Below are 21,101 nucleotides of genomic sequence, written 5' to 3'. Positions count from 1 at the left end.
CGTGGCACGCGGCATCGAGTACAAGACCCGCGAGCAGATGCGGGTCATGGCGCGAGCCGGCGTCATCGTCGAGCGCGCCCTCGCGGCCGCCCGTGCCGCGGCGGCCCCCGGCGTCACCACGCGTGACGTCGACGCCGCCGCTCGTGAGGTGATCGAGTCCGCGGGCGCCACCTCGAACTTCCTCGGCTACCACGGCTTCCCCGCGGTCAGTTGCGTGTCGGTCAACGAGGAGATCGTGCACGGCATCCCTGGCGACCGCGTGCTGCGCGAGGGAGACGTCGTCTCCGTCGACTGCGGCGCGATCGTCGAGGGCTGGCACGGCGACTCGGCCGTCACCTTCGGCATCGGCGAGTTGTCGGATCGGGACAAGCGCCTTGTCGACGCCACCCGCCGCTCGATGTGGGCGGGCATCGCCGCGCTCGCCACGGCGCAGCGTCTCGACGACGTGTCCGCCGCGATCGAGGACGTGGCCGATGCTGCGGGCCTGTACCCGCTCGAGGGATACGTGGGCCACGGCATCGGCACAGCGATGCACCAGGCTCCCGACGTGATGAACTACCGCACGCGTGGCCGCCACCCCCGGGTCAAGGCGGGCATGTGCCTCGCCATCGAGCCGATGCTCGTGCTCGGCACGGGCGACTCGCGCGTCCTCGAGGACGACTGGACCATCGTCTCGGCCGACGGCTCGCGCGGCGCGCACTGGGAGCACTCCATCGCCGTGCACGACGACGGCATCTGGGTGCTCACCGCGTCCGACGGCGGCCGCGAGGTGCTCACGGGCCTCGGCGTCACGCCGGTCGCGCCGTAGGGTCCCCGCACGCCGTGTGACACATCCGACGCGGCGAAACGCAGGCTTCACACCCGGGCCATGCGGGGGCAACGGCTCCCTCTTAGCGTGATCCCCGAGCGCAAGCGCACCCCGCGTGGGCCGCTCATGCGGAGGGGATCGTGGCACGAGGGTTCAATTACGCACCGGGCGCGAGCGCCGAGGTGGAGGAGGCAGGCCAGCCCGGCCTGCACCGCACGCAGGTAGCGGTCCTCGCCGGCAGCAAGAATGTGCTCGTGAGAGCGGCCGTGGCGGCGCGTCCCGATCTTCCCCTGGGGCTTCTTGTCACCCTGGCGCATGATCGCGCCACCGAGGTGCGGGCGGCGATCGGCGCGAACCCCACCGCGACGCCCCCCATCATGGAGCACCTGCTGGGAGACAAGCAGGTCACCGTGCTCGAGGCACTGCTGTCCAACCCCTCGCTGAGCCCGGCCCTCGTGGAGCGCCTCGCCTTTCACCGCCGCGCGGAGGTCAGGCACGCCGCCGCGGCCCGCCTCAACGAGGCTCCTGAGGCGCCGGCGCCGCCGCCCGTGACCCTCGCCGCCGTCCCCGAGATCCAGGACCACGTGGTCATCGGCTTCCCCGCACCCGAACCGGAGCCTGCAGCGGAGCTTCCCGCGCGCCCCACCCGCACCGCGCCCATCCGAGGCTTCCGCATCCCGGGGGCGTGACGCTCGTCACGCCCCAGACCTCCCGTCACCAGAGGTTCATCGGACACGGCCCGCGCGGCCACCTTCCCGACACCTGGACTCCGTATCTTCGGGTCACCACAGGCTGAGGAGGCGCGATGAGCACGCGGGGTGACGACGGATCGTGGTCGCGCGCCTACATGGCGAGTTCGGGCCTCGCCTTCGGGTCCGGGCGGCGAGAGGAGTCTCCCGAGCTCCACCTGGCAAGCGGGGCCGACCTTCCTCGCGCGCGCGTCGCCGAGCTGTCGAAGCATCGGGATGTGGCAGTGCGCGAGGCGGTGGCACGCCGCCTCGACTGCCCGTTCGGCGTGTTGGCAGCGCTCGCTCACGACACGCGTCCGCTGGTGCGGATCGCCGTCGCGAGCCATCCGCGCGCGGGCCGCACGGTGCTCGAGCACCTGGCGGGGGACAGGGACCCCCACGTGCTGAAGGCCGTGGCACGCAACGAGCACACGCCGCTGGACATCGTGAAGGGACTGGAGGGGCATCGACGCGAGGAGGTGCGGCACATCGCGCGCCGGATGCTCGCCGAGCGTGCCGCCGCCATCGTCGAGGGAACCACAGTCTCCGCCGACGCGCCGTTCGCCCGTGGCGGTGGCGCCGCGCCGGCCCTGCACGCCGCTGCCGCCGTGCCCGCCGTGATGCCGGGGGAGCAGGGCCCGGAGCGGCGCCACGCCCCGCGCACGCTCGCGCCGAGGCCCTCGGTGGGGCGACGCCGCCCCGCGTGACACGGCCGCGACACGTGTCGACCTCGTCACGCCGCACGGACGCAGGGGGCCCACGCGGCTAGCATTGCCTCACCAGTCACGGATCGAGGAGGAACGTGGGCGTGAACATGTCGCCGATGCGCACCAGTGCGGAGGGGGTCACCGCGGCTGACGCGACGGACCTCGCCCCCGAGGAGCTCCTGCGCCTCGCGGTGCACCGCGACCCCCAGGTGAGGGCAAGGATCGCGGCCCGCGCCGACACTCCGGCGGGCGCGCTCATCTCCCTGGGATACGATTCTTCCCCGCACGTCCTCACGGCGCTGCTGTCGAATCCCCGCACCCCGTCCTCGGTGGTGCGCAGGCTCTCGGACCATCGCGACGACGCGATTGCCGAGGCCGCCGTGCAGCGGCTGCGCAACGGCTACCGCTGAGTTGACGCCCCGCGCTTGAGTCAAGCGCGACACTCGCGTATAGTAGATCGTCGGGCGTTTTAGCGCGCCCTCACACCAGTCAACCAACGTGAGTGGAGTCCATGGCCAAGAAAGACGGAGTCATCGAGGTCGAAGGCACCGTGGTCGAGGCGCTGCCCAATGCGTCGTTCCGAGTGGAACTGACCAACGGGCACCTCGTCCTCGCGCACATCTCGGGCAAGATGCGACAGCACTACATCAGGATCCTCCCTGAGGACCGTGTGGTCGTCGAGTTGAGCCCGTATGACCTGTCCCGCGGCCGCATCGTCTACCGCTACAAGTGATCGTCGTCCCGGAGCGTCCGCGTCTGGGCGTCCCGAGGCGAATGAAGGAATCATGAAGGTTAAGCCCAGCGTCAAGCCCATCTGCGACAAGTGCAAGGTCATTCGTCGCAATGGCCGTGTCATGGTCATCTGCGAAAACCTGCGCCACAAGCAGCGTCAGGGCTAAGACACACCCCTATAGACCACGCTCGCACAGCCCTAGGGCAATCCCCCGGCTCGGAGGCCGGGGCCCGCACCAGAAACCACGCGGGACGTACGAGCGTCAGACCTCCGACTACTGAGGAGTAGAAGCAAGACATATGGCACGCATTGTCGGTGTCGACATCCCGCGCGAGAAGCGCATGGTGATCGCACTCACGTACATCTACGGCGTCGGCCGTACCCGCGCACAGCAGATCCTCGCCGCCACTGGCATCAGCGAGGACCTGCGCGTCAAGGACGCGAGCGACGAGCAGCTCGTCGCCCTCCGTGACTACATCGAGGCCAACTTCACCGTCGAGGGTGACCTGCGCCGCGAGGTGCAGGCCGACATCCGCCGCAAGGTGGAGATCGGTAACTACCAGGGTCTGCGCCACCGTCGTGGCATGCCTGTCCGTGGACAGCGCACCAAGACCAATGCGCGTACCCGCAAGGGCCGCAAGAAGACCGTCGCCGGAAAGAAGAAGTAACCCATGGCCGCTCCCACTCGTAAGCCGCGCAAGAAGATCAAGAAGACCGTCGCGCACGGTCAGGCGCACATCAAGTCGACGTTCAACAACACGATCATCTCCATCACGGACCCCTCGGGCGCCGTGGTGTCGTGGTCGTCCTCCGGTCAGGTGGGCTTCAAGGGTTCGCGTAAGTCGACCCCCTACGCCGCGCAGATGGCCGCCGAGGCCGCCGCTCGCCGTGCGCAGGACGCCGGCATGAGCAAGGTCGACGTCTTCGTCAAGGGCCCGGGCTCCGGTCGCGACACCGCGATCCGCTCGCTCACGGCCGCCGGCCTCGAGGTGACCTCCATCAAGGACGTCACCCCGCAGGCGCACAACGGCTGCCGCCCGCCCAAGCGCCGCCGCAACTAGCGAACGGGGGCCGCGTCTCCTGACGGACACCGCGACCCCGCCTCCCCGCCGGCGGCCGATGCTCACGCATCGGCCGTAGGCGGGATCCTTTCAACTGAAGAACCTCCACCCTCGCGGACCGATCCGTGAGGACTTGCGAGCATCAAATAGCGGGTGCTCGGAAAGGAAATGAACAGTGCTGATCGCACAGCGTCCCACTTTGACCGAGACGGTCATCTCGGACAACCGTTCGCAGTTCTCCCTCAAGCCGCTCGAGCCTGGCTTCGGCTACACGCTCGGCAACTCGCTGCGCCGCACGCTGCTGTCGTCCATCCCGGGCGCGGCCGTGACGTCGGTGCGTTTCGAGGGTGTTCTCCACGAGTTCTCGACCATCGAGGGCGTCAAGGAGGATGTCACCGAGATCCTGCTGAACCTCAAGAACCTGGTCGTCTCCTCGGAGCACGACGAGCCCGTCGTGATGTACCTGCGCAAGTCGGGTGCCGGTGCCGTCACCGCCGCCGACATCGCGCCGCCGGCCGGTGTGGAGATCCACAACCCGGACCTGCACATCGCGACGCTCAACGCCAAGGCGCGCTTCGAGGTCGAGCTGACCGTCGAGCGTGGCCGCGGCTACGTGCCCGCCTCGATGAACAAGAGCTACGACGCGGAGATCGGTCAGATCCCCGTCGACTCGATCTACTCGCCGGTGCTCAAGGTCACCTACAAGGTGCAGGCCACCCGTGTGGCCCAGCGCACCGACTTCGACGAGCTGATCATCGACGTCGAGACCAAGAACTCGATCTCGGCCCGTGACGCGCTCGCGTCGGCCGGTTCGACGCTGGTCGAGCTCTTCTCGCTCGCCCGTGGCCTCAACGAGGCCGCCGAGGGCATCGAGATCGGCCCGTCGGACACCGACGAGTCGCTCGAGGAGGACTACAACCAGCCCATCGAGGAGCTGAACCTCACGCAGCGCTCGTACAACTGCCTCAAGCGCGAGGGCATCCACACCGTGGGCGAGCTGACCGCCCGCTCGGAGGCGGACCTGATGGATATCCGCAACTTCGGGCAGAAGTCGATCACCGAGGTCAAGGAGAAGCTCGCGGAGCTGGGCTTCTCGCTCAAGGACGGCGGCGTCGAGTACGGCGCGTCCCAGGGCGTGTACTTCTCGGGCAGCGAAGAGTAACTAGGAGAACGAAGAACTATGCCTACCCCCACCAAGGGAGCCCGCCTCGGCGGTGGCCCCGCGCACGAGCGTCACATGCTGGCGAACCTCGCGCAGAGCCTCTTCGAGCACGGTCGCATCACCACCACCGTCACCAAGGCCAAGCGCCTGCGCCCCTACGCCGAGCGCCTCGTGACCTTCGCGAAGCGTGGCGACCTCGCCTCGCGCCGCAGGGTCCTCGGGATCCTCTCGGACAAGGGCGTCGTGCACACCCTGTTCACCGAGATCGGCCCCGGCTTCGCCGAGCGCGAGGGCGGCTACACCCGCATCACCAAGATCGGCAACCGCAAGGGTGACAACGCCCCCATGGCCGTGATCGAGCTCGTCGAGTTCGGCGCGCCCGCCAAGAAGGCTGTCGCCAAGGAGGCCGAGAAGGCCACCAAGAAGGCCGCCCCCAAGAAGGCCGAGAAGGTCGAGGAGCCCGCCGCTGAGGCCGAGGCCACCGAGACCGTCGAGACCGAGGCTGCCGCCGAGGGCGACGACAAGTAATTCAGACGGCCGATGCGTGGGGCTCGCCCCACGCGTGACGCCGACGACGAGACGGGCCCGCATGACCGAGCTTTCCAGCCAGGTCGTGCGGGCCCGTCTCGTTTTCTCGTATGACGGCACCGACTTTGCCGGGTGGGCCGCGCAGCCGGGGCTGCGTACCGTGCAGGGCTCCATGGAGGAGGCGCTCGGGCGCATCGTCCGTGACCCGGCCACCGGGGCGCCTGGAGCGCATCGGCTGACCGTCGCCGGCCGCACCGACGCCGGGGTGCACGCGCGCCATCAGGTGGCCCACGTGGAGATTCCGCGGGTGGCGTGGGAGCGCATGCCGGGGCGCTCAGACAGGACGCCGGGGGAGGGCCTTCGCGACCGGCTGCAGGGCACCACGCCGGACGACATCGTGATCCTCGACGCCGGCGAGGCCCCCGAGGGCTTCGACGCGCGCTTCTCGGCGACCCAGCGGCGCTACGCCTACCGCGTGTGTGACCGCCGCGACGGCCTCGACCCGCTGACGCGCCGTCACGTGCTGTGGCACGACGGCGCCCTCGACGTTGACGCACTCAACGGGGCATCGGCCACCCTCACGGGGCTGAGGGACTTCGCCGCCTTCTGCAAAGCACGGGAGGGCGCCACGACTATTCGTGACCTCGTGGAGTTCTCGTGGGAGCGCGTGGCGGACGGCCCCGATGCTGGCCTCGTGGTCGCGACGGTCCGCGCCGACGCCTTCTGCCACTCGATGGTGCGGTCCCTCGTGGGGGCCGTCCTGCCCGTGGGGCAGGGACGGCGGGGCCTCGACTGGCTCGCCGCCGCGGCCTCGCTCACGGAGCGCGCCCAGGGCGTCGCTGTCGCGCCCGCGCACGGCCTCACGCTCGAACAGGTGTCCTATCCGGCCGACGCGGATCTGGCCGCGCGGGCCACCCTCACCAGGGCGCGACGAGCGCCGATGGATTCGGTTTGACCGTCAAGGCACCACGCCGGTAGAATCATCTGTCGTTGTGCGTTCCGGCTGGAAGTGCCTCCCACTCGCCTCCGCAGGACCCGCCGACCGAAACTTCAGCGGTGCATTCGCACCGCCCACCGTTCACGAGTAAGAAGGCTTCACAGTGCGTACGTATTCTCCCAAGCCGGGTGACGTCACCAAGAACTGGTACGTCATCGACGCTACTGACGTGGTTCTCGGTCGTCTGGCCTCTCAGGCCGCTTCGCTGCTCCGCGGCAAGCACAAGGCGACCTTCGCGCCCCACGTCGACGGCGGCGACTTCGTCATCGTCATCAACGCGGACAAGATCTCCCTGTCGGGCTCCAAGCTGACCGACAAGATGGTCTACCGCCACTCCGGCCACCCGGGCGGCCTCAAGGCCGTTCCGATCGGCGAGCTGCTCGAGAAGAACCCCCAGCGCGTCATCGAGAACGCCGTCAAGGGCATGCTTCCCCGCACCAAGCTCGGCCGAGCCCAGCTGTCCAAGCTCAAGGTCTACGCCGGCTCTGAGCACCCCCACGCCGCGCAGCAGCCGCAGGCGTTCGAGATCACCCAGGTCGCGCAGTAAAGCGCGTACGGACACAAGGACTGATTGAAGTGGCAGACGTGACTGACACCGTCGAGAACGACACCCCCACCGAGTACACCTCCGAGTCGTCGCCCGAGCGCGGCAAGGGTGCCTCGGCCATCGCCCCCGGCGCTGGCCTCGGCCGTCGCAAGGAGGCCATCGCCCGCGTGCGCCTGGTCCCCGGCTCCGGCCAGTGGAAGATCAACGGCCGCACCCTCGAGGACTACTTCCCCAACAAGGTGCACCAGCAGCTCGTGAACTCCCCGTTCGCGCTGCTCGACATCGAGGGCAAATTTGACGTCCACGCCCGCATCACCGGCGGTGGCCCCTCGGGTCAGGCCGGCGCGCTGCGCCTGGGCGTCTCCCGCGCCCTCAACGAGATCGACGAGGAGACCAACCGGCCCACCCTGAAGAAGGCCGGCTTCCTCACCCGCGACGCCCGCGTCGTCGAGCGCAAGAAGGCCGGTCTCAAGAAGGCCCGCCGCGCGCCGCAGTACTCGAAGCGCTAAACAGAAGAGCGCATGTCGCGACTCTTTGGCACGGACGGGGTCCGCGGCCTGGCTAACCGTGTTGTCACGGCTGAGCTGGCCGTGGACCTCGCCGTGTCTGCGGCCCGTGTCCTCGCCGAGCGCGGCGAATTCTCTGGGCACCGGCCCAAGGCTGTCCTGGGACGCGATACTCGCGTCTCGGGGCAGTTCCTGTCGCACGCCGTCGCCGCCGGGCTCGCGTCTGCGGGCGTCGACGTGCTTGACGTGGGAGTGGTGCCCACCCCCGGCGTCGCGTTCCTGACCGACGCAGTCGAGGCGGACCTCGGCGTCGTGATCTCCGCCTCGCACAACCCCATGCCGGACAACGGCATCAAGTTCTTCGCCCGCGGCGGCCACAAGCTCGACGACACCGTCGAGGACCTCATCGAGGAGGGTCTGCGCTCACCGTGGCAGCGCCCCACCGGCGCCGCCGTCGGGACCATCTCCGACGCCTCCCACCTTGCCGGCGACTACGTCGACCACGCCGTCGCCTCCGTGCGCTCCTTCGCGGGTGCTGAGGAGCCGCTGACCGGCCTCACGGTTGTTGTCGACACCGCGTACGGCGCCGCTTCCACGGTGGGCCCCCGCGCCCTCGCCGCGGCAGGCGCCACCGTCATTGCGATGCACGATGCCCCCGACGGGCTCAACATCAACGACCAGGCGGGTTCGACGCACATGGGTGCGCTCCAGGACCGCGTGGTGGCCGAGGGCGCCGACTTCGGCATCGCCTACGACGGCGACGCTGACCGCTGCCTCGCCGTCGACCACACCGGCACGATCGTCAACGGCGACCAGATCATGGGCCTGCTCGCCGTCGCCATGAAGGACGCGGGGAGCCTCTACCACGACACGCTCGTGGCGACCGTGATGAGCAACCTTGGCCTCCACCGCGCGATGGACGCCGCCGGCATCACCATCATCGAGTCGGCCGTGGGCGACCGCTACGTGCTCGAGGCGATGCGCGAGGGCGGGTACAGCCTCGGCGGTGAGCAGTCGGGGCACGTCATCGTGGCCGACTACGCGACCACCGGTGATGGCGTCCTCACGTCGCTCCTCATCGGCGCCCGCGTGCGCGAGGCGGGGCCGTTGCGCGACCAGTGCGCCGCCATCGAGACGCTCCCGCAGATTCTCATCAACGTCGCCGGTGTGGACCGCAGCCGCGTGCACACCGACACCGGCGTGCAGCAGGCCGTCTCGGCCGCCAGGCGCGAGCTGGGCAAGACCGGCCGCGTGCTGCTGCGCCCCTCGGGAACCGAGCCGCTGGTGCGCGTGATGGTGGAGGCCTCCACCGCCTCGGACGCCCAGCGCCACGCCGACGCCCTCGCGGCCGTCGTCTCCGAGCGCCTGGCGCTCAGCTGAGCGCGGCCCAGATCATCCCTGGGCGGATCCCCTCTCAGGGGATGCCCCGATCGCGGCGGCGCGCCGCGGCTGGAAGACTGTCCGCGTGAACGACCACTCCTTCAGCGACTGGATCCTGCACTTTTCCTCGGTGCTCGAGGAATTCATCCTCGCCCTCACCGAGTCGCTGTGGATCTACCCCGGTGTGCTGCTGCTGTCCCTCATCGACGGCGTCTTCCCCGTGGTCCCGAGCGAGTCGGTGGTGATCGCGACCGCCACGGCGTCGCAGCAGACGGGCTCGCCCATCCTTGTCCTCATCTTCGTGTGCGCCGCCGCCGGAGCCTGGCTGGGCGACCAGGCCGCCTACCTGATCGGCGCCAAGGCCGACGTGAGGCGCTGGCGCATCTTCACGCGCGGGCGCTGGCTCAACGCGCTGAACTGGGCGGAGAACCAGCTCGAGAAGCGCGGCACCACGTTCATCATCGCCGCCCGCTTCATCCCCATGGGCCGCGTGGTCGTGAACCTCATGGCGGGGGCGCTGCGCTTCCCGCACCGGCGCTTCATGGGAGTCGACGCCGTCGCCGTCACCATCTGGGCGCTGTGGAGCATCGCCCTGGGCACCATCGCCGGCGCAATCTTCCCCGAGGACAACCTGCTGCTGTCGATCGTCGTCGGCGTGATCGCCGGCGTCCTGCTGGGCTTCCTGGTGGACAGGGTGCTCGGCTGGTTCGGCCTGTCCCAGCCCGACCTTCCCGACCTCGCCAGCGACATCGAGGAGTCGCTCACCCCCGAGCAGCGGGCCAAGCAGGAGGAGCTCGCGCGTCACCGCGACGAGCGCAGGGAGCACCGCGCCGAGCGGCGCGAGGCGCGCACCGGTCAGATCCCGACCACGCGCCGGCGCCGCGAGGGCGAGCCGCACGACGACGACGTCCACGACGACACTTAGGCGCTGAGGGTGCGCGGCTCCCCTGGGCGGGCTAGCGTCGCCTGATGAGCGACTCACAGGCCGGCATCGGCTGGGACGAGGCCCGGGCCGTCAACCTCGCGAACTGGGAGGCTCGGGTCCCTCTGCACGTGGCGGCGTACGGACTGGACGCCATGAGGGACGATCCCTCCCACCTCAGCCAGGTGGTGCGCACCGACCTCGCGGCGCTCGCGCCGTTCCTTGCCGATGGCGTGGCCGGGCTCGACGTCTGCCACCTTCAGTGCCACATCGGCACGGACACGCTGTCGCTCGCACGCGCGGGCGCTCGCGTGACGGGCGTCGACTTCTCGCCTTCCGCCCTCGCGGCGGCCGCGGACCTCGCCGACGCACTGGGGCTCGCCGCGACCTGGGTCCACACGGACGTGCTCGACGCCCGCGCCGCGGTTGAGGGCGACTTCGACCTGGTCTACACGTCGATCGGCACCATCACGTGGCTCGCCGACCTGGACCGCTGGGCCGCACAGGCGTACTCGCTGCTGCGGCCCGGCGCGCTGTTCTACATCCGGGACGGGCACCCCGCCCTGTACGCCCTCGACGAGACCGCCGAGGGTCTCGTGACCGGCTACCGGTACTTCCCCAACGGCGAGCCAATCGAATGGGTCGAGGAGTCGACCTACGTGGGCGACGGCGTCGTCTCCAGCCCCCGCACCCTCGAGTACCCGCACTCCCTCACGGAAATCATCACCGCTCTGCTCGCCGCGGGGCTCGTCATCGACGCCTTCGACGAGGGCGACACCCTTCCCTGGCGCTTCAGTCCCGTGATGGAGGAGCTTCCCGACGGGGACTTCGCCTATCCGGCGCCGCTTCGCGAACGGATCCCCACCACGTTCACCGTCGTGGCGCGCCGCCCCGCCTGAGCCCCGGGTACGCCGCCGTGCCGCGGCATCGGCCGCCTACAGCTTGCGCATGTGGACGGACTCGATCTGGTGATCGGCGCCCTTCGACAGGATGATCGTCGCCCGCGACCGGGTGGGGGCGATGTTGCGCGCGAGGTTGGGCGCGTTGATCGAGTCCCAGATGTGGCCCGCCGTCTCGACGGCCTCCGCGTCGGACAGGTCGGCGTACTTAAGGAAGTACGAGTCGGGCCGCGAGAACGCCGTCGAGCGCAGGGCCAGGAAGCGGTCGATGTACCAGCGCCGCACGTCCGTGGGCTCGGCGTCCACGTAGATCGACACGTCGAAGTAGTCGGAGACGGCGAGGGCCGTCTCGTCGAGGTCGCGAGGGCTCGCGGGCTGTAGGACGTTGAGGCCCTCGACGATGAGGATGTCCGGCTGGCGCACCACGGCGCGCTCGCCGGGGACGATGTCGTAGGTGATGTGCGAGTAGACGGGGGCGCTGACCTCGTCGACGCCCGACTTCACGTCGGCGATGAACTGGCGCAGCGCGCGGCGGTCGTACGACTCGGGGAAGCCCTTACGTTGAAGGATGCCGCGCTCCGCGAGCACCGCGTTGGGGTGGAGGAAGCCGTCGGTGGTGATGAGCTCGACGCGCGGGGAATGCGGCCACCGCGCCATGAGCTCGCGCAGCACTCGCGCTGTCGTCGACTTGCCGACGGCGACGGAGCCCGCGATGCCAATCACGTAGGGCGTGCGCCGCGCTGACTCGCCAAGGAAGGCGCTCGTGGCGGAGTGCAGGCCGCCCACCGCCTCCGAGTAGAGGTCGAGCAGGCGCGACAGCGGCCGGTAGATGCGGTCCACCTCGGTGAGGTCGATCGGGTCCCCGAGGCCGCGGACACGGCGGATGTCCTCGTGGGTGAGGGGCAGGGGCGTGGCGTCGGCGAGCGCGGCCCACTGGTCACGCGTGAAGGCGGTGAACGGGCCGTCGATGGTCGCCGGGGGGACAGGACTCACGCCTCCATTGTTCCGCATCGGCGCGCCCACGCGGCGCGCGGTGCCTGGCAGGGCCGGTACGCGGGCGCCGCCGCCGTACACTCGTGCCCATGTGCGGAATCGTCGGATATGTGGGCGCCGGCGCGGCGGGGGACCGCGCGCAGGGTGTCGTCATGGGTGGCCTTGCCCGCCTCGAGTACCGGGGCTACGACTCCGCGGGAATCGCGCTGGTGGCCGAGGACCGCGAACGGGTCGCGACGGCCAAGAAGGCCGGAAAGCTCGAGCGGCTCGCCAAGGCGATCGCCGAGACCCCGCTGCCCGCGGCATCGGCCGCGATCGGTCACACGCGCTGGGCGACGCACGGCGCCCCCACCGACGCCAACGCGCACCCGCACCTGGCGCTCGGTGGACGCATCGCGATCATCCACAACGGCATCATCGAGAACCACGGCGAGCTGCGTGCCGAGCTCGCTGCGCAGGGCATCGACTTCATCTCCGACACCGACACGGAGGTCGCCGGCCACCTGCTCGGATCGCTCGTCGACGCCGGCCTCAGCCTCCCCGACGCCATGCGCGCCGCCGCGCGCCGCCTCGAGGGCGCGTTCACCCTCCTCGCCGTCGACGCGCGCGAGCCCGACGTCGTGGTCGGCGCACGCCGCAACTCGCCGCTCGTGGTGGGCCTGGGCGAGGGTGAGAACTTCCTCGGCTCCGACGTGGTCGCGTTCATCGAGCACACCCGCACCGCGCTCGAGCTGGGCCAGGACGAGGTCGTGGTCATCACGCCCGACGAGGTGGTGGTGACTGACGCGCGCGGCGAGGTGGTGGAGCGCGAGCCGTACCACGTCGACTGGGACGCGTCAGCGGCGGAGAAGGGCGGCTTCGCCACCTTCATGGAGAAGGAGATTTACGACCAGCCCGCCGCCGTGGCCGACACGCTGCGCGGCAGGCTCGACGATCGCGGTCGCCTCAAGCTGGACGAGGGGATGGTCGACGAGTACATCCTCAAGTCGATCGACAAGATCATCATCATCGCGTGCGGCACCGCCTCGTATGCGGGCCAGGTGGCGCGCTACGCGATCGAGCACTGGACGCGCATCCCCGTCGAGGTCGAGCTGTCGCACGAGTTCCGCTACCGCGACCCCATCGTGTCCGTGAAGACGCTCGTGGTGGCCGTGAGCCAGTCGGGCGAGACGATGGACACGATCATGGCCGTGCGTCACGCGCAGCAGCAGGGCGCGACCGTCATCGGCATCGTCAACGCCCAGGGTTCCACCATCGCCCGCGAGGCCGATGCCGTGCTCTACACGCGCGCCGGCCCCGAGATCGCTGTGGCCTCCACCAAGGCGTTCCTCGCGCAGATCACCGCCGGCTACCTGCTGGGCATCTACCTGGCGGAGCTGCGCGGTAACAAGTTCCCCGACGAGATCGACGCGCTGCTCGCCGAGCTCGACGCGATCCCCGCGAAGATTCAGCGGGTCCTCGACACGTCGGCACCCATCCGCGAGGTAGCGCGTTCCATGGCCGACGAGCGCACGGTGCTCTTCCTCGGCCGCCACGTGGGCTTCCCCGTGGCCCTCGAGGGAGCGCTCAAGCTCAAGGAGTTGGCCTACATCCACGCCGAGGGCTTCGCGGCGGGGGAGCTCAAGCACGGGCCCATCGCGCTCGTGGAGCAGGACCAGCCGGTGTTCGTGGTGGTCCCCAGCCCGCGGGGGCGCGAGTCGCTGCACTCCAAGGTGCTGTCGAACGTCCAGGAGGTCAGGGCGCGCGGCGCGCGCACGCTGGTGATCGCCGAGGAGGGCGACACCGTCGCCGCCGACCATGCGGCTCACGTGTTCTTCGTCCCGAGCGCCCCCGTGCTCATGACGCCGCTGCTGTCGGTGATCCCGCTGCAGATCTTCGCCCACGAGCTCGCGGCCGCCAAGGGCTACGACGTGGACCAGCCGCGCAACCTCGCAAAGTCCGTCACGGTCGAGTGATGGCGGTCCTGGGGCTCGGCATCGACGTCGTCGAGATCGCGCGATTCGAGGCCACCCTCGAGCGCTCGCCCTCGTTCGTCGAGCGCGTGTTCACCCCGGGGGAGCGCACGCTCGGTACGCATTCGCTCGCGGCGCGCTGGGCCGCGAAGGAGGCGCTCGCGAAGGCCCTGGGGGCACCTGCGGGCCTGCACTGGCACGATGCCGAGGTGCTGCGCGAGGAGTCGGGGCGTCCCGTCATGACGATGCGCGGCACCGTGGCGGCCCGTGCCGAGGAGCTGGGGATCACCCACCTTCACCTGTCGCTGTCGCACGACGCGGGGATCGCGTCGGCCGTCGTCGTCGCGGAAGGAGACCGATGAGCGCGCTAGAGGTCAGCATCGACTACGACGCGATCACCCACAACGTCGAGGTCCTGCGCGGCATGGCCGAGGGCGCCGCGGTGATGGCCGTGGTGAAGGCCGATGCCTACGGGCACGGCCTGCTGCCGGCCGCCGCGGCGGCCCGCGCGGGCGGAGCCGCCTGGCTCGGAGTCGCTCAGCCGGGCGAGGCTCTCGCGCTGCGCGCCGGAGGCGACACCGGCCGGATCTTCACGTGGCTGTTCGGCACCGAGGTGCCGGCGCGCGCGCTCATCGCCGCCGACGTCGACATGTCGGTGTCCTCTCCCGAGGTGCTGGGGGCAGTGATCGCCGCCGCGCGCGACCTCACCCGTCCCGCCCGCATCCACCTCGCTGTCGACACGGGGCTGGGGCGCGAGGGCGTCACCCTTCACGACCTCCCCGGGCTGCTTGACCTCGCGATCGCCGCGCAGGCCGAGGGGCTGGTGCGCCTGGTGGGCGCATGGTCGCACCTCGCCTGGGCGGATCAGCCCGGCCACGAGACCATCGACCTCCAGGCGGACACCTTCCGCAGCGCGCTCATGCTCATCGGCGAGCGCGGCATCGAGCTCGAGGTGCGCCACCTCGCGAACTCCGCCTGCACTCTCACCCGCCCCGAGCTTCACTTCGACCTGGTCCGCCCCGGCATCGCCCTGTACGGGTTGCCGCCCATCGAGGACCCCGCCGGCGCCGCCTTTGGCCTGCGTCCCGCCATGGCGGTGCGGTCGACGGTGGTGCTCGTCAAGGACGTGCCCGCCGGGCAGGGAGTGAGCTACGCCCACCAGTACGTGACGCCGTTCCCGACCACCCTCGGGCTCATCAGCGCGGGCTACGCGGACGGAGTGTTCCGCGCCGCGGGTAACCGCGCCGAGGTGGAGATCCGCGGGCGCCGCTACACGATCGCCGGCAGGGTCTGCATGGACCAGTTCGTCGTCGACCTCGGGCCCGCCACCGAGGTACGCGAGGGAGACGTCGCCACCCTCATCGGCCCCGATGGCCCGACCGCCACCGACTGGGCAGAGGCCGCCGACACCATCAACTACGAGGTCGTGTGCCGCTTCGGCGGGCTGCGACCCAAGGAGAGCGCATGATCGACGCCACCGTCACCGTCCCCGATGCCGAGGCCATGCGGGCCTTCGCGTCGGAGCAGATCGCGCCGCTGCTGCGCCCGGGCGACCTGCTCATCCTGAGCGGCGACCTCGGCGCTGGCAAGACCACGTTCACGCAGGGGCTTGGCGACGCCATCGGCGTGCGCGGCCCCGTCGCGAGCCCCACGTTCATCATCGCCCGCACCCACCCGTCCGAGGTGGGCGGGCCCGGCCTCATCCACGTCGACGCCTATCGCCTGGGATCGCTCGCCGAGCTCGACGACCTCGACCTCGACTCGACGCTCGAGGACTCCATCACGGTGGTCGAGTGGGGCGAGGACAAGGCCGAGCAGCTCGCCGAGGACCGCCTGCACCTCACCCTCACGCGCGAGCGTGGGGGAGACGTGGACCTCGCGAACCCCGACGTGGGCGTGCGCGAGGTGCGCGTGGTGGGTCACGGCCCGCGCTGGTCGGACGTCGCGCTCGCCGCGAACTAGGCTGGACGCCGTGATCCTCGCCATCGACACCTCCGCCTCCGTGTCCGTCGCGCTGTACGACGAGGGGGCCGATGCGGTCCTCGCCGAGCGCGCCGAGTTCGCCCCGCGTGGTCACGCCGAGCTGCTGAGCGGCTTCGTGGAGCACGTGCTTGCCGATGCAGGCGCCACCGGGGCCGACATCACGCGGATCGTCGTGGGCACCGGCCCCGCGCCCTTCACCGGGCTGCGCGTGGGCCTCGTCTCGGCGCGCACCCTCGGGTTCGCCTGGGGCGTGCCGGTGCACGGCGTGTGCTCGCTCGACGCGCTCGCGGCCGCGCACGGCGGTGAGGTCACCGTGGTCGCCGATGCGCGCCGCAAGGAGGTCTACTGGGCCTCCTACCGTGATGGCGAGCGCCTCGACGGGCCCGCGGTCGCGGCCCCCGCCGACGTGAACGCGACCGGCGCCGTCATTGGCCGCGGAGCCCTGCTGTACCCCGAGGCCTTCCCCGCCGCCGAGGGTGGCGACGTGGATCCCGCATGGCTGGCCCGCGTCGCGGTGCGTTCCCTCGCGGCCGGCGCGGACCTTCCGTTGGAGCCGCTATACCTGCGCCGCCCCGACGTGCACGGCGTCCCCGGCGCCTGAGCCCATGTTCGACGCGGGCACGACGCCCGAGGACGAGGGACTCGTCTCCCTGCGTGACCTCACCGAGGCCGACCTCGACTGGGTGGCGCAGCGCGAGGTGGAGATCTTCGGCCTGGCGGCCTGGTCACCGTCGCTCATCCGCGAGGACTTCCTTCACGGCTTCTCGCGTTGGCGAGGGGTCGAGGTCGACGGGACGCTCGCGGGTTACGCGGTGTACGGCTTCGAGGGGGACGCGTTCCACCTCATGAACCTCGCGATCGCCCCCGAGGCGCGCCGGCGCGGGCTGGCGCGCGTGGTGATGGGGGACTTCCTGGCGGAGGCCAGGCGGCTCGGTGCGCCCGATGCATGGCTCGAGGTGGCGACCACCAACACCGCCGCGCTGGCGCTGTACCGCGCGTACGGCTTCGAGGACGTGAGGGTGCGTCCCCGGTACTACCAGCCGGAGGGCCTCGACGCGCTCGTCATGCGGCTGCGGCTGCGGGACTGATCACGCGTCCCTGGCATCGGCTCGCCGTGACTCGAGGATCGCGATGAACTCGTCCGCCATGTCAAGGGTGCGGCGCAGCTTCTCGCGGCGCTGCGTCGCGTCGGCGAGCAGCTCCTCCAGCCTGCCCACCGCATCGGCCCCCGCGTCGATCTCCTCCGACAGCGCGATGAGCGCGCCCATCTCCTCCAGCGAGTAGCCGAGCGGCTTCATGCGGCGCACCAGCAGGATGCGGTCGATGTCCTCCTCCGTGTAGAGACGGAAGCCGCCCTCGGTGCGCGCGGAGGGAGTGATGAGGCCCACCTCCTCCCAGTGGCGCAGGGAGCGCAGGGACAGGCCGGTGCGCTCGGCCACGGCGCCGATGTGATGGGTGGCGGCGGTCATGGGGCCATCTTCCCAGACGGGCGTGGTCCCCAACCCTCACGTCGCGGTAGAGTTCTGTGCGCCCCCCGCCATCGTCATGAGGACACCCATGCCCGTCGCGCCCGCCGACCGCCGCCCCGAGCCCTCCCCCGTGAGCGGCGCCCCCGAGGCCGACGCCTCATACTCCGTGCGCGCAGCCCTGCGCTCGCCCCGGCGCCTGCGCACCGAGGTCCTCGCTGGCCTCGTGGTCGCGCTCGCACTGATCCCCGAGGCGATCGCGTTCTCGATCATCGCGGGGGTCGACCCGCGCATCGGCCTCTTCGCCGCCTTCACGATGGCGGTGACGATCTCCTTCGTGGGCGGCCGGCCGGCGATGATCTCCGCGGCCACCGGCGCCGTCGCGCTGGTGGTGGCCCCCGTGGTCGCCGACCACGGCGTCGACTACCTGGTGGCGACGGTGATCGTCGCCGGAGTCTTGCAGGTGCTGCTGGGCGTGGCGGGCGTGGCGCGGCTCATGCGCTTCATCCCGCGGTCGGTCATGGTCGGCTTCGTCAACGCCCTCGCCATCCTCATCTTCATGTCGCAGGTCACACACCTCGTCGACGTGCCCTGGGGCGTGTACCCGATGGTGGCCATCGGCATCGCCATCATCGCTCTGCTGCCGCGCTGGACCACCGTGGTGCCCGCGCCGCTCGTGGCGATCGTGGTGCTCACCGCCGCAGCGGTCATCGCCGGGATCTCCGTGCCCACCGTGGGCGACGAGGGAGCCCTGCCCGAGACGCTGCCGCAACTGCTCATCCCCGACGTGCCGCTGACGTGGGAGACGCTGCGCATCGTGTTCCCGTACGCGCTCGCCATGGCGCTCGTGGGCCTGCTCGAGTCGCTCATGACCGCCAAGCTGGTCGACGACATCACCGACACCCACTCGAACAAGACTCGCGAGGCGTGGGGTCAGGGCGTCGCCAACGTCGTGACCGGGTTCTTTGGCGGCATGGGCGGCTGCGCGATGATCGGCCAGACCATGATCAACGTCAAGGCCTCGGGCGCGCGCACCCGCATCTCGACGTTCCTCGCGGGAGTGTTCCTGCTGATCCTCGTGGTGGGGCTCGGCGACGTCGTCGCGATCATGCCGATGGCAGCGCTCGTGGCCGTCATGGTGATGGTGTCCGTCGGCACGTTCGACTGGCACTCGATCCGGCCGTCGACCCTGCGCCGCATGCCTCGCTCGGAGACCCTCGTGATGGTCGCGACGGTCGTCGTGACCGTCTGGACGCACAACCTCGCGTACGGCGTCATCGTCGGCGTGCTGATCGCCATGGTGCTGTTCGCACGTCGCGTCGCTCACCTCACCTCGGTGACGCGGCTCGACTCATCGGACGAGGACGGCGAGCGCGTGTACGCGGTGCGCGGCGAGTTGTTCTTCGCGTCCTCGAACGACCTCGTCTACCAGTTCGATTACTCGGGTGACCCCGAGCGCATCGTCATCGACATGACCGACGCGCACGTGTGGGACGCCTCCACCGTCGCGACGCTCGACGCGGTGCGCACCAAATACGAGGCGCGCGGCAAGACCGTCGAGATCGTGGGGCTCAACGCCGACTCGGCCGCCAGGCACAGCCGGCTGTCGGGAAACCTCGGCGAGGCCTAGCGCGACTGCAGGCGCCCGGTGCGGCGCAGCCACACCTCCATCGGCAGGGTGGTCAGCGGCGGCACCGCGGCGACGAGCGCGAGCAGCGTCACCCCGAGGCCCCACCGCAGGCGCACCGCGGCCACCACGGTGACGGCCGCGTAGGCAAGGAAGGCCACGCCGTGGAGCGGGCCGAAGATGGTGACCCCCATCTCGGTGGTCTCGGGTCCGTACTTGATGCCCATGCCGATGAGCAGGCCGGTCCAGGTGATGGCCTCGACGAGGGCGAGGATCGCGTAGGCGCGGCCGATGCCGGCGAGGCTCGCGCGGCCCGAGCCGGCGGCCGTGACGGGGCGAGTGGTCATGCCTCGCGCACCGCCACGTCGGCGCCCATGCGGCCCTTGCGGTCACCGGCGCCGTGATCGTCGGCCGGGTAGCCCACGAGCAGGAGGAGCTCGGAGCTCCACGACGAGTCGGCGAGCAGCGTCGCGTCCAGCGCCGCCCGGTCGAAACCGCCGACGGGGCGCACGGCGAGGCCGGCGGCGCGCAGGCCGAGGATCAGGTACCCGGTCTGCAGCATCGTGTTGGTGTGCGAGAAGCGGGTGCGCGCCTCGGGGTCGGCCTCGAAGCGGGCCGCGGCAGTCTCCGATCCTCCCGTGATCTCGAAGGTGTCGTGGAAGCGCTCGTCGCGTGCGGCCACGAGCACCAGGGGAGCGGCGGCGACCTTGTCGCGGTTGCCCGCCGCGGCGGCGTCGAGGACGGCGGTGCGGGCCGGCTCCGACGTGGCGGCGAGGACGCGCAGCGGCACGGTGTTGTTGGCCGTGGGTCCCCACTTGATGAGGTCCCACACCTCGCGGACGGTGTCCATCGTGACGGGGCGCTCGGCGAAGGTCAGGGCGGAGCGGGCGTCGGTGAACAGGGTCGCGCGCGCGGCGGCGTCGATCGCGAAATTGGTGGACATATCAACCATCCTCTCACCGTCAATTGGATCCATTTGACGCGTCTAAGAGCCTAAAAGAGTGGAAATCGACCGCGGGGGTGCGGGGCGACGGACGGCAACTAGACTCCATGACGTGGATCCGTTGGTACTGGGCATTGAGAGCACGTGCGACGAGACGGGCGTGGCGCTCGTCCAGGGCACCGAGCTGCTTGTCGACGTCACCGCGTCGTCGATGGACGAGCACGCGCGCTTCGGCGGCATCGTCCCCGAGGTCGCCTCGCGCGCGCACCTTGAGGCCTTCGTGCCGACGCTCGAGGAGGCGCTCAGCCGTGCCGGCAAGACGCTCAGCGACGTCGACGCGATCGCCGTCGCCGCGGGCCCCGGCCTTGTCGGCTCCCTGACCGTCGGCAACGCTGCCGCCAAGTCGCTCGCCGTCGCGCTCGGCAAGCCTCTGCACGGGGTCAACCACGTCATCGGCCACGCCGCCGTCGACGAACTGGTGCACGGCGAGTTCCCCGAGAAGGTGATGGCCCTGGTCGTCTCCGGTGGCCACACGTCGCTGCTCAAGATCGACGACGTCGCGACCCAGGTCACCGAGCTGGGCCACACCCTCGACGATGCCGCGGGCGAGGCGTTCGACAAGGTGGGCCGCCTGCTCGAGCTGCCGTACCCCGGCGGCCCGCACATCGACCGCCTGGCACGCGAGGGCGACCCCACCGCGATCCCGTTCCCGCGGGCGCTCACCGCCGCCAAGTTCCAGGAGAAGCACGCCTACGACTTCTCCTTCTCCGGCCTCAAGACCGCCGTCGCCCGCTGGGTCGAGCGCGAGCGGGACGCCGGCCGTGAGATCCCCATCAACGACGTCGCCGCGTCCTTCGCCGACGCCGTCGCCGACGTGCTCGTGATGAAGACGCTCAACGCCTGCCGCGAGCACGGCATCGACACGCTCGTGATCGGCGGTGGCTTCTCGGCCAACTCGCAGCTGCGCGAGATGGCGACCAGGCGTGGCGAAGAGGCCGGGATCGACGTGCGCATCCCGCCCATCCGCTACTGCACCGACAACGGCGCCATGATCGCCGCCCTCGGCTCTGCCGTGGTGCGCCGCGGCCTCGCGCCCTCCGACCTCGGCTACGGGGTCGACTCGTCGATGCCGCTCACCCGCGTGGTGGCGTAGGCGCCC

28 protein-coding genes are annotated in these 21,101 nt (G+C 70.6%); 24 read left to right on the top strand and 4 right to left on the bottom strand.

All coding sequences use genetic code 11. The annotated features are described in order from the left end of the window. Position 1: 1 nt before the first annotated feature. From map to B7K26_RS03420, 16 genes are all read left to right on the top strand, one after another. Positions 2 to 808: a type I methionyl aminopeptidase gene (map, locus tag B7K26_RS03495; protein WP_084077266.1), complete on the top strand. Its 807-nt coding sequence runs from the start codon at positions 2 to 4 to the stop codon at positions 806 to 808. 140 nt (positions 809 to 948) lie between these two features. Continuing rightward, the gene (locus B7K26_RS03490; RefSeq protein ID WP_159449597.1) at positions 949 to 1,497 is read left to right on the top strand and encodes a hypothetical protein; all 549 of its coding nucleotides are present in this window, start codon (positions 949 to 951) and stop codon (positions 1,495 to 1,497) included. Positions 1,498 to 1,613: 116 nt separating this feature from the next. Then, entirely contained in the window at positions 1,614 to 2,243 is a 630-nt protein-coding gene (locus B7K26_RS03485) for a hypothetical protein (RefSeq protein WP_084077264.1), read from the top strand. A gap of 116 nt (positions 2,244 to 2,359) precedes the next feature. Then, entirely contained in the window at positions 2,360 to 2,653 is a 294-nt protein-coding gene (locus B7K26_RS03480) for a hypothetical protein (protein ID WP_143340437.1), read from the top strand. 101 nt (positions 2,654 to 2,754) lie between these two features. Continuing rightward, complete coding sequence (gene infA, locus B7K26_RS03475; protein ID WP_061960952.1) at positions 2,755 to 2,976, top strand: translation initiation factor IF-1; 222 nt, start codon at positions 2,755 to 2,757, stop codon at positions 2,974 to 2,976. A 52-nt stretch (positions 2,977 to 3,028) separates the two neighbouring features. Continuing rightward, positions 3,029 to 3,142 (top strand): 50S ribosomal protein L36, encoded by a 114-nt coding sequence (gene rpmJ / locus B7K26_RS03470; protein WP_062069916.1) that lies wholly within the window; start codon positions 3,029 to 3,031, stop codon positions 3,140 to 3,142. A 133-nt stretch (positions 3,143 to 3,275) separates the two neighbouring features. Beyond that, positions 3,276 to 3,644 (top strand): 30S ribosomal protein S13, encoded by a 369-nt coding sequence (gene rpsM / locus B7K26_RS03465; RefSeq protein WP_084077262.1) that lies wholly within the window; start codon positions 3,276 to 3,278, stop codon positions 3,642 to 3,644. Positions 3,645 to 3,647: 3 nt separating this feature from the next. Further along, complete coding sequence (gene rpsK, locus B7K26_RS03460) at positions 3,648 to 4,037, top strand: 30S ribosomal protein S11 (protein WP_061963598.1); 390 nt, start codon at positions 3,648 to 3,650, stop codon at positions 4,035 to 4,037. Positions 4,038 to 4,212: 175 nt separating this feature from the next. Continuing rightward, entirely contained in the window at positions 4,213 to 5,199 is a 987-nt protein-coding gene (locus tag B7K26_RS03455; protein ID WP_084077261.1) for a DNA-directed RNA polymerase subunit alpha, read from the top strand. An 18-nt stretch (positions 5,200 to 5,217) separates the two neighbouring features. Further along, positions 5,218 to 5,727: a 50S ribosomal protein L17 gene (rplQ, locus tag B7K26_RS03450; RefSeq protein WP_084077260.1), complete on the top strand. Its 510-nt coding sequence runs from the start codon at positions 5,218 to 5,220 to the stop codon at positions 5,725 to 5,727. A 61-nt stretch (positions 5,728 to 5,788) separates the two neighbouring features. Then, on the top strand, positions 5,789 to 6,682 hold the full coding sequence (locus tag B7K26_RS03445) for a tRNA pseudouridine(38-40) synthase TruA (protein WP_084077259.1): 894 nt from the start codon (positions 5,789 to 5,791) through the stop codon (positions 6,680 to 6,682). 145 nt (positions 6,683 to 6,827) lie between these two features. Next, positions 6,828 to 7,271, top strand: a complete 444-nt coding sequence (gene rplM, locus B7K26_RS03440; RefSeq protein WP_084077258.1) for a 50S ribosomal protein L13 — start codon at positions 6,828 to 6,830, stop codon at positions 7,269 to 7,271. Between the two features lie 29 nt (positions 7,272 to 7,300). After that, positions 7,301 to 7,780, top strand: coding sequence for a 30S ribosomal protein S9 (gene rpsI, locus B7K26_RS03435; RefSeq protein ID WP_375537566.1), 480 nt, complete (start codon positions 7,301 to 7,303; stop codon positions 7,778 to 7,780). Positions 7,781 to 7,792: 12 nt separating this feature from the next. Then, positions 7,793 to 9,157 carry a phosphoglucosamine mutase gene (glmM, locus tag B7K26_RS03430; protein ID WP_084077256.1) on the top strand — a complete coding sequence of 455 codons (1,365 nt, stop codon included), beginning with the start codon at positions 7,793 to 7,795 and terminating at the stop codon, positions 9,155 to 9,157. A gap of 85 nt (positions 9,158 to 9,242) precedes the next feature. Further along, positions 9,243 to 10,082 carry a DedA family protein gene (locus tag B7K26_RS03425; protein WP_159449596.1) on the top strand — a complete coding sequence of 280 codons (840 nt, stop codon included), beginning with the start codon at positions 9,243 to 9,245 and terminating at the stop codon, positions 10,080 to 10,082. Positions 10,083 to 10,126: 44 nt separating this feature from the next. Next, positions 10,127 to 10,978, top strand: coding sequence for a bifunctional 2-polyprenyl-6-hydroxyphenol methylase/3-demethylubiquinol 3-O-methyltransferase UbiG (locus B7K26_RS03420; RefSeq protein ID WP_084077254.1), 852 nt, complete (start codon positions 10,127 to 10,129; stop codon positions 10,976 to 10,978). 36 nt (positions 10,979 to 11,014) lie between these two features. Here B7K26_RS03420 and coaA read toward each other — a convergent pair whose 3' ends face one another. Further along, positions 11,015 to 11,989, bottom strand: coding sequence for a type I pantothenate kinase (coaA, locus tag B7K26_RS03415; protein ID WP_084077562.1), 975 nt, complete (start codon positions 11,987 to 11,989; stop codon positions 11,015 to 11,017). Between the two features lie 71 nt (positions 11,990 to 12,060). Between coaA and glmS the strand changes: the two genes are divergently transcribed. Genes glmS through B7K26_RS03385 form a run of 6 tightly spaced genes read left to right on the top strand, consistent with a single transcriptional unit; the run spans position 12,061 to position 16,994 of the window. Next, positions 12,061 to 13,926: a glutamine--fructose-6-phosphate transaminase (isomerizing) gene (gene glmS / locus B7K26_RS03410; protein WP_084077253.1), complete on the top strand. Its 1,866-nt coding sequence runs from the start codon at positions 12,061 to 12,063 to the stop codon at positions 13,924 to 13,926. Beyond that, entirely contained in the window at positions 13,926 to 14,285 is a 360-nt protein-coding gene (locus tag B7K26_RS03405; protein ID WP_084077252.1) for a holo-ACP synthase, read from the top strand. Before glmS ends, B7K26_RS03405 begins: the two co-directional genes overlap by 1 nt. Continuing rightward, positions 14,282 to 15,391 (top strand): alanine racemase, encoded by a 1,110-nt coding sequence (gene alr, locus B7K26_RS03400; RefSeq protein ID WP_084077251.1) that lies wholly within the window; start codon positions 14,282 to 14,284, stop codon positions 15,389 to 15,391. The genes B7K26_RS03405 and alr overlap by 4 nt, the downstream gene beginning before the upstream one ends. Further along, the gene (gene tsaE / locus B7K26_RS03395; protein WP_084077250.1) at positions 15,388 to 15,885 is read left to right on the top strand and encodes a tRNA (adenosine(37)-N6)-threonylcarbamoyltransferase complex ATPase subunit type 1 TsaE; all 498 of its coding nucleotides are present in this window, start codon (positions 15,388 to 15,390) and stop codon (positions 15,883 to 15,885) included. Before alr ends, tsaE begins: the two co-directional genes overlap by 4 nt. A gap of 10 nt (positions 15,886 to 15,895) precedes the next feature. Continuing rightward, positions 15,896 to 16,507 carry a tRNA (adenosine(37)-N6)-threonylcarbamoyltransferase complex dimerization subunit type 1 TsaB gene (tsaB, locus tag B7K26_RS03390; protein ID WP_200810938.1) on the top strand — a complete coding sequence of 204 codons (612 nt, stop codon included), beginning with the start codon at positions 15,896 to 15,898 and terminating at the stop codon, positions 16,505 to 16,507. Positions 16,508 to 16,511: 4 nt separating this feature from the next. Beyond that, complete coding sequence (locus B7K26_RS03385; RefSeq protein ID WP_084077249.1) at positions 16,512 to 16,994, top strand: GNAT family N-acetyltransferase; 483 nt, start codon at positions 16,512 to 16,514, stop codon at positions 16,992 to 16,994. Here B7K26_RS03385 and B7K26_RS03380 read toward each other — a convergent pair whose 3' ends face one another. Continuing rightward, a complete protein-coding gene (locus B7K26_RS03380) occupies positions 16,995 to 17,375 on the bottom strand; it encodes a MerR family transcriptional regulator (protein WP_084077248.1) in 381 nt (126 codons plus the stop codon). 88 nt (positions 17,376 to 17,463) lie between these two features. Between B7K26_RS03380 and B7K26_RS03375 the strand changes: the two genes are divergently transcribed. Continuing rightward, a complete protein-coding gene (locus B7K26_RS03375) occupies positions 17,464 to 19,002 on the top strand; it encodes a SulP family inorganic anion transporter (protein WP_234998672.1) in 1,539 nt (512 codons plus the stop codon). Here the strand turns inward: B7K26_RS03375 and B7K26_RS03370 are convergent. Both B7K26_RS03370 and B7K26_RS03365 read right to left on the bottom strand, forming a co-directional pair. Beyond that, complete coding sequence (locus B7K26_RS03370) at positions 18,999 to 19,346, bottom strand: DUF3817 domain-containing protein (protein ID WP_084077247.1); 348 nt, start codon at positions 19,344 to 19,346, stop codon at positions 18,999 to 19,001. The two genes, B7K26_RS03375 and B7K26_RS03370, sit on opposite strands and share 4 nt — an antisense overlap. Then, entirely contained in the window at positions 19,343 to 19,942 is a 600-nt protein-coding gene (locus B7K26_RS03365) for a malonic semialdehyde reductase (protein WP_159449595.1), read from the bottom strand. Before B7K26_RS03365 ends, B7K26_RS03370 begins: the two co-directional genes overlap by 4 nt. 112 nt (positions 19,943 to 20,054) lie before the next feature. On the opposite strand from B7K26_RS03365, the gene tsaD reads away from it, so the two are divergent. Continuing rightward, positions 20,055 to 21,095: a tRNA (adenosine(37)-N6)-threonylcarbamoyltransferase complex transferase subunit TsaD gene (gene tsaD / locus B7K26_RS03360; protein WP_084077245.1), complete on the top strand. Its 1,041-nt coding sequence runs from the start codon at positions 20,055 to 20,057 to the stop codon at positions 21,093 to 21,095. Positions 21,096 to 21,101 lie beyond the last annotated feature (6 nt).

Origin of the sequence: Demequina sp. NBRC 110057, assembly GCF_002090175.1 — a bacterium.
Lineage (GTDB): Bacteria > Actinomycetota > Actinomycetes > Actinomycetales > Demequinaceae > Demequina.
This window is presented reverse-complemented; position numbering and strand designations above follow the sequence as displayed.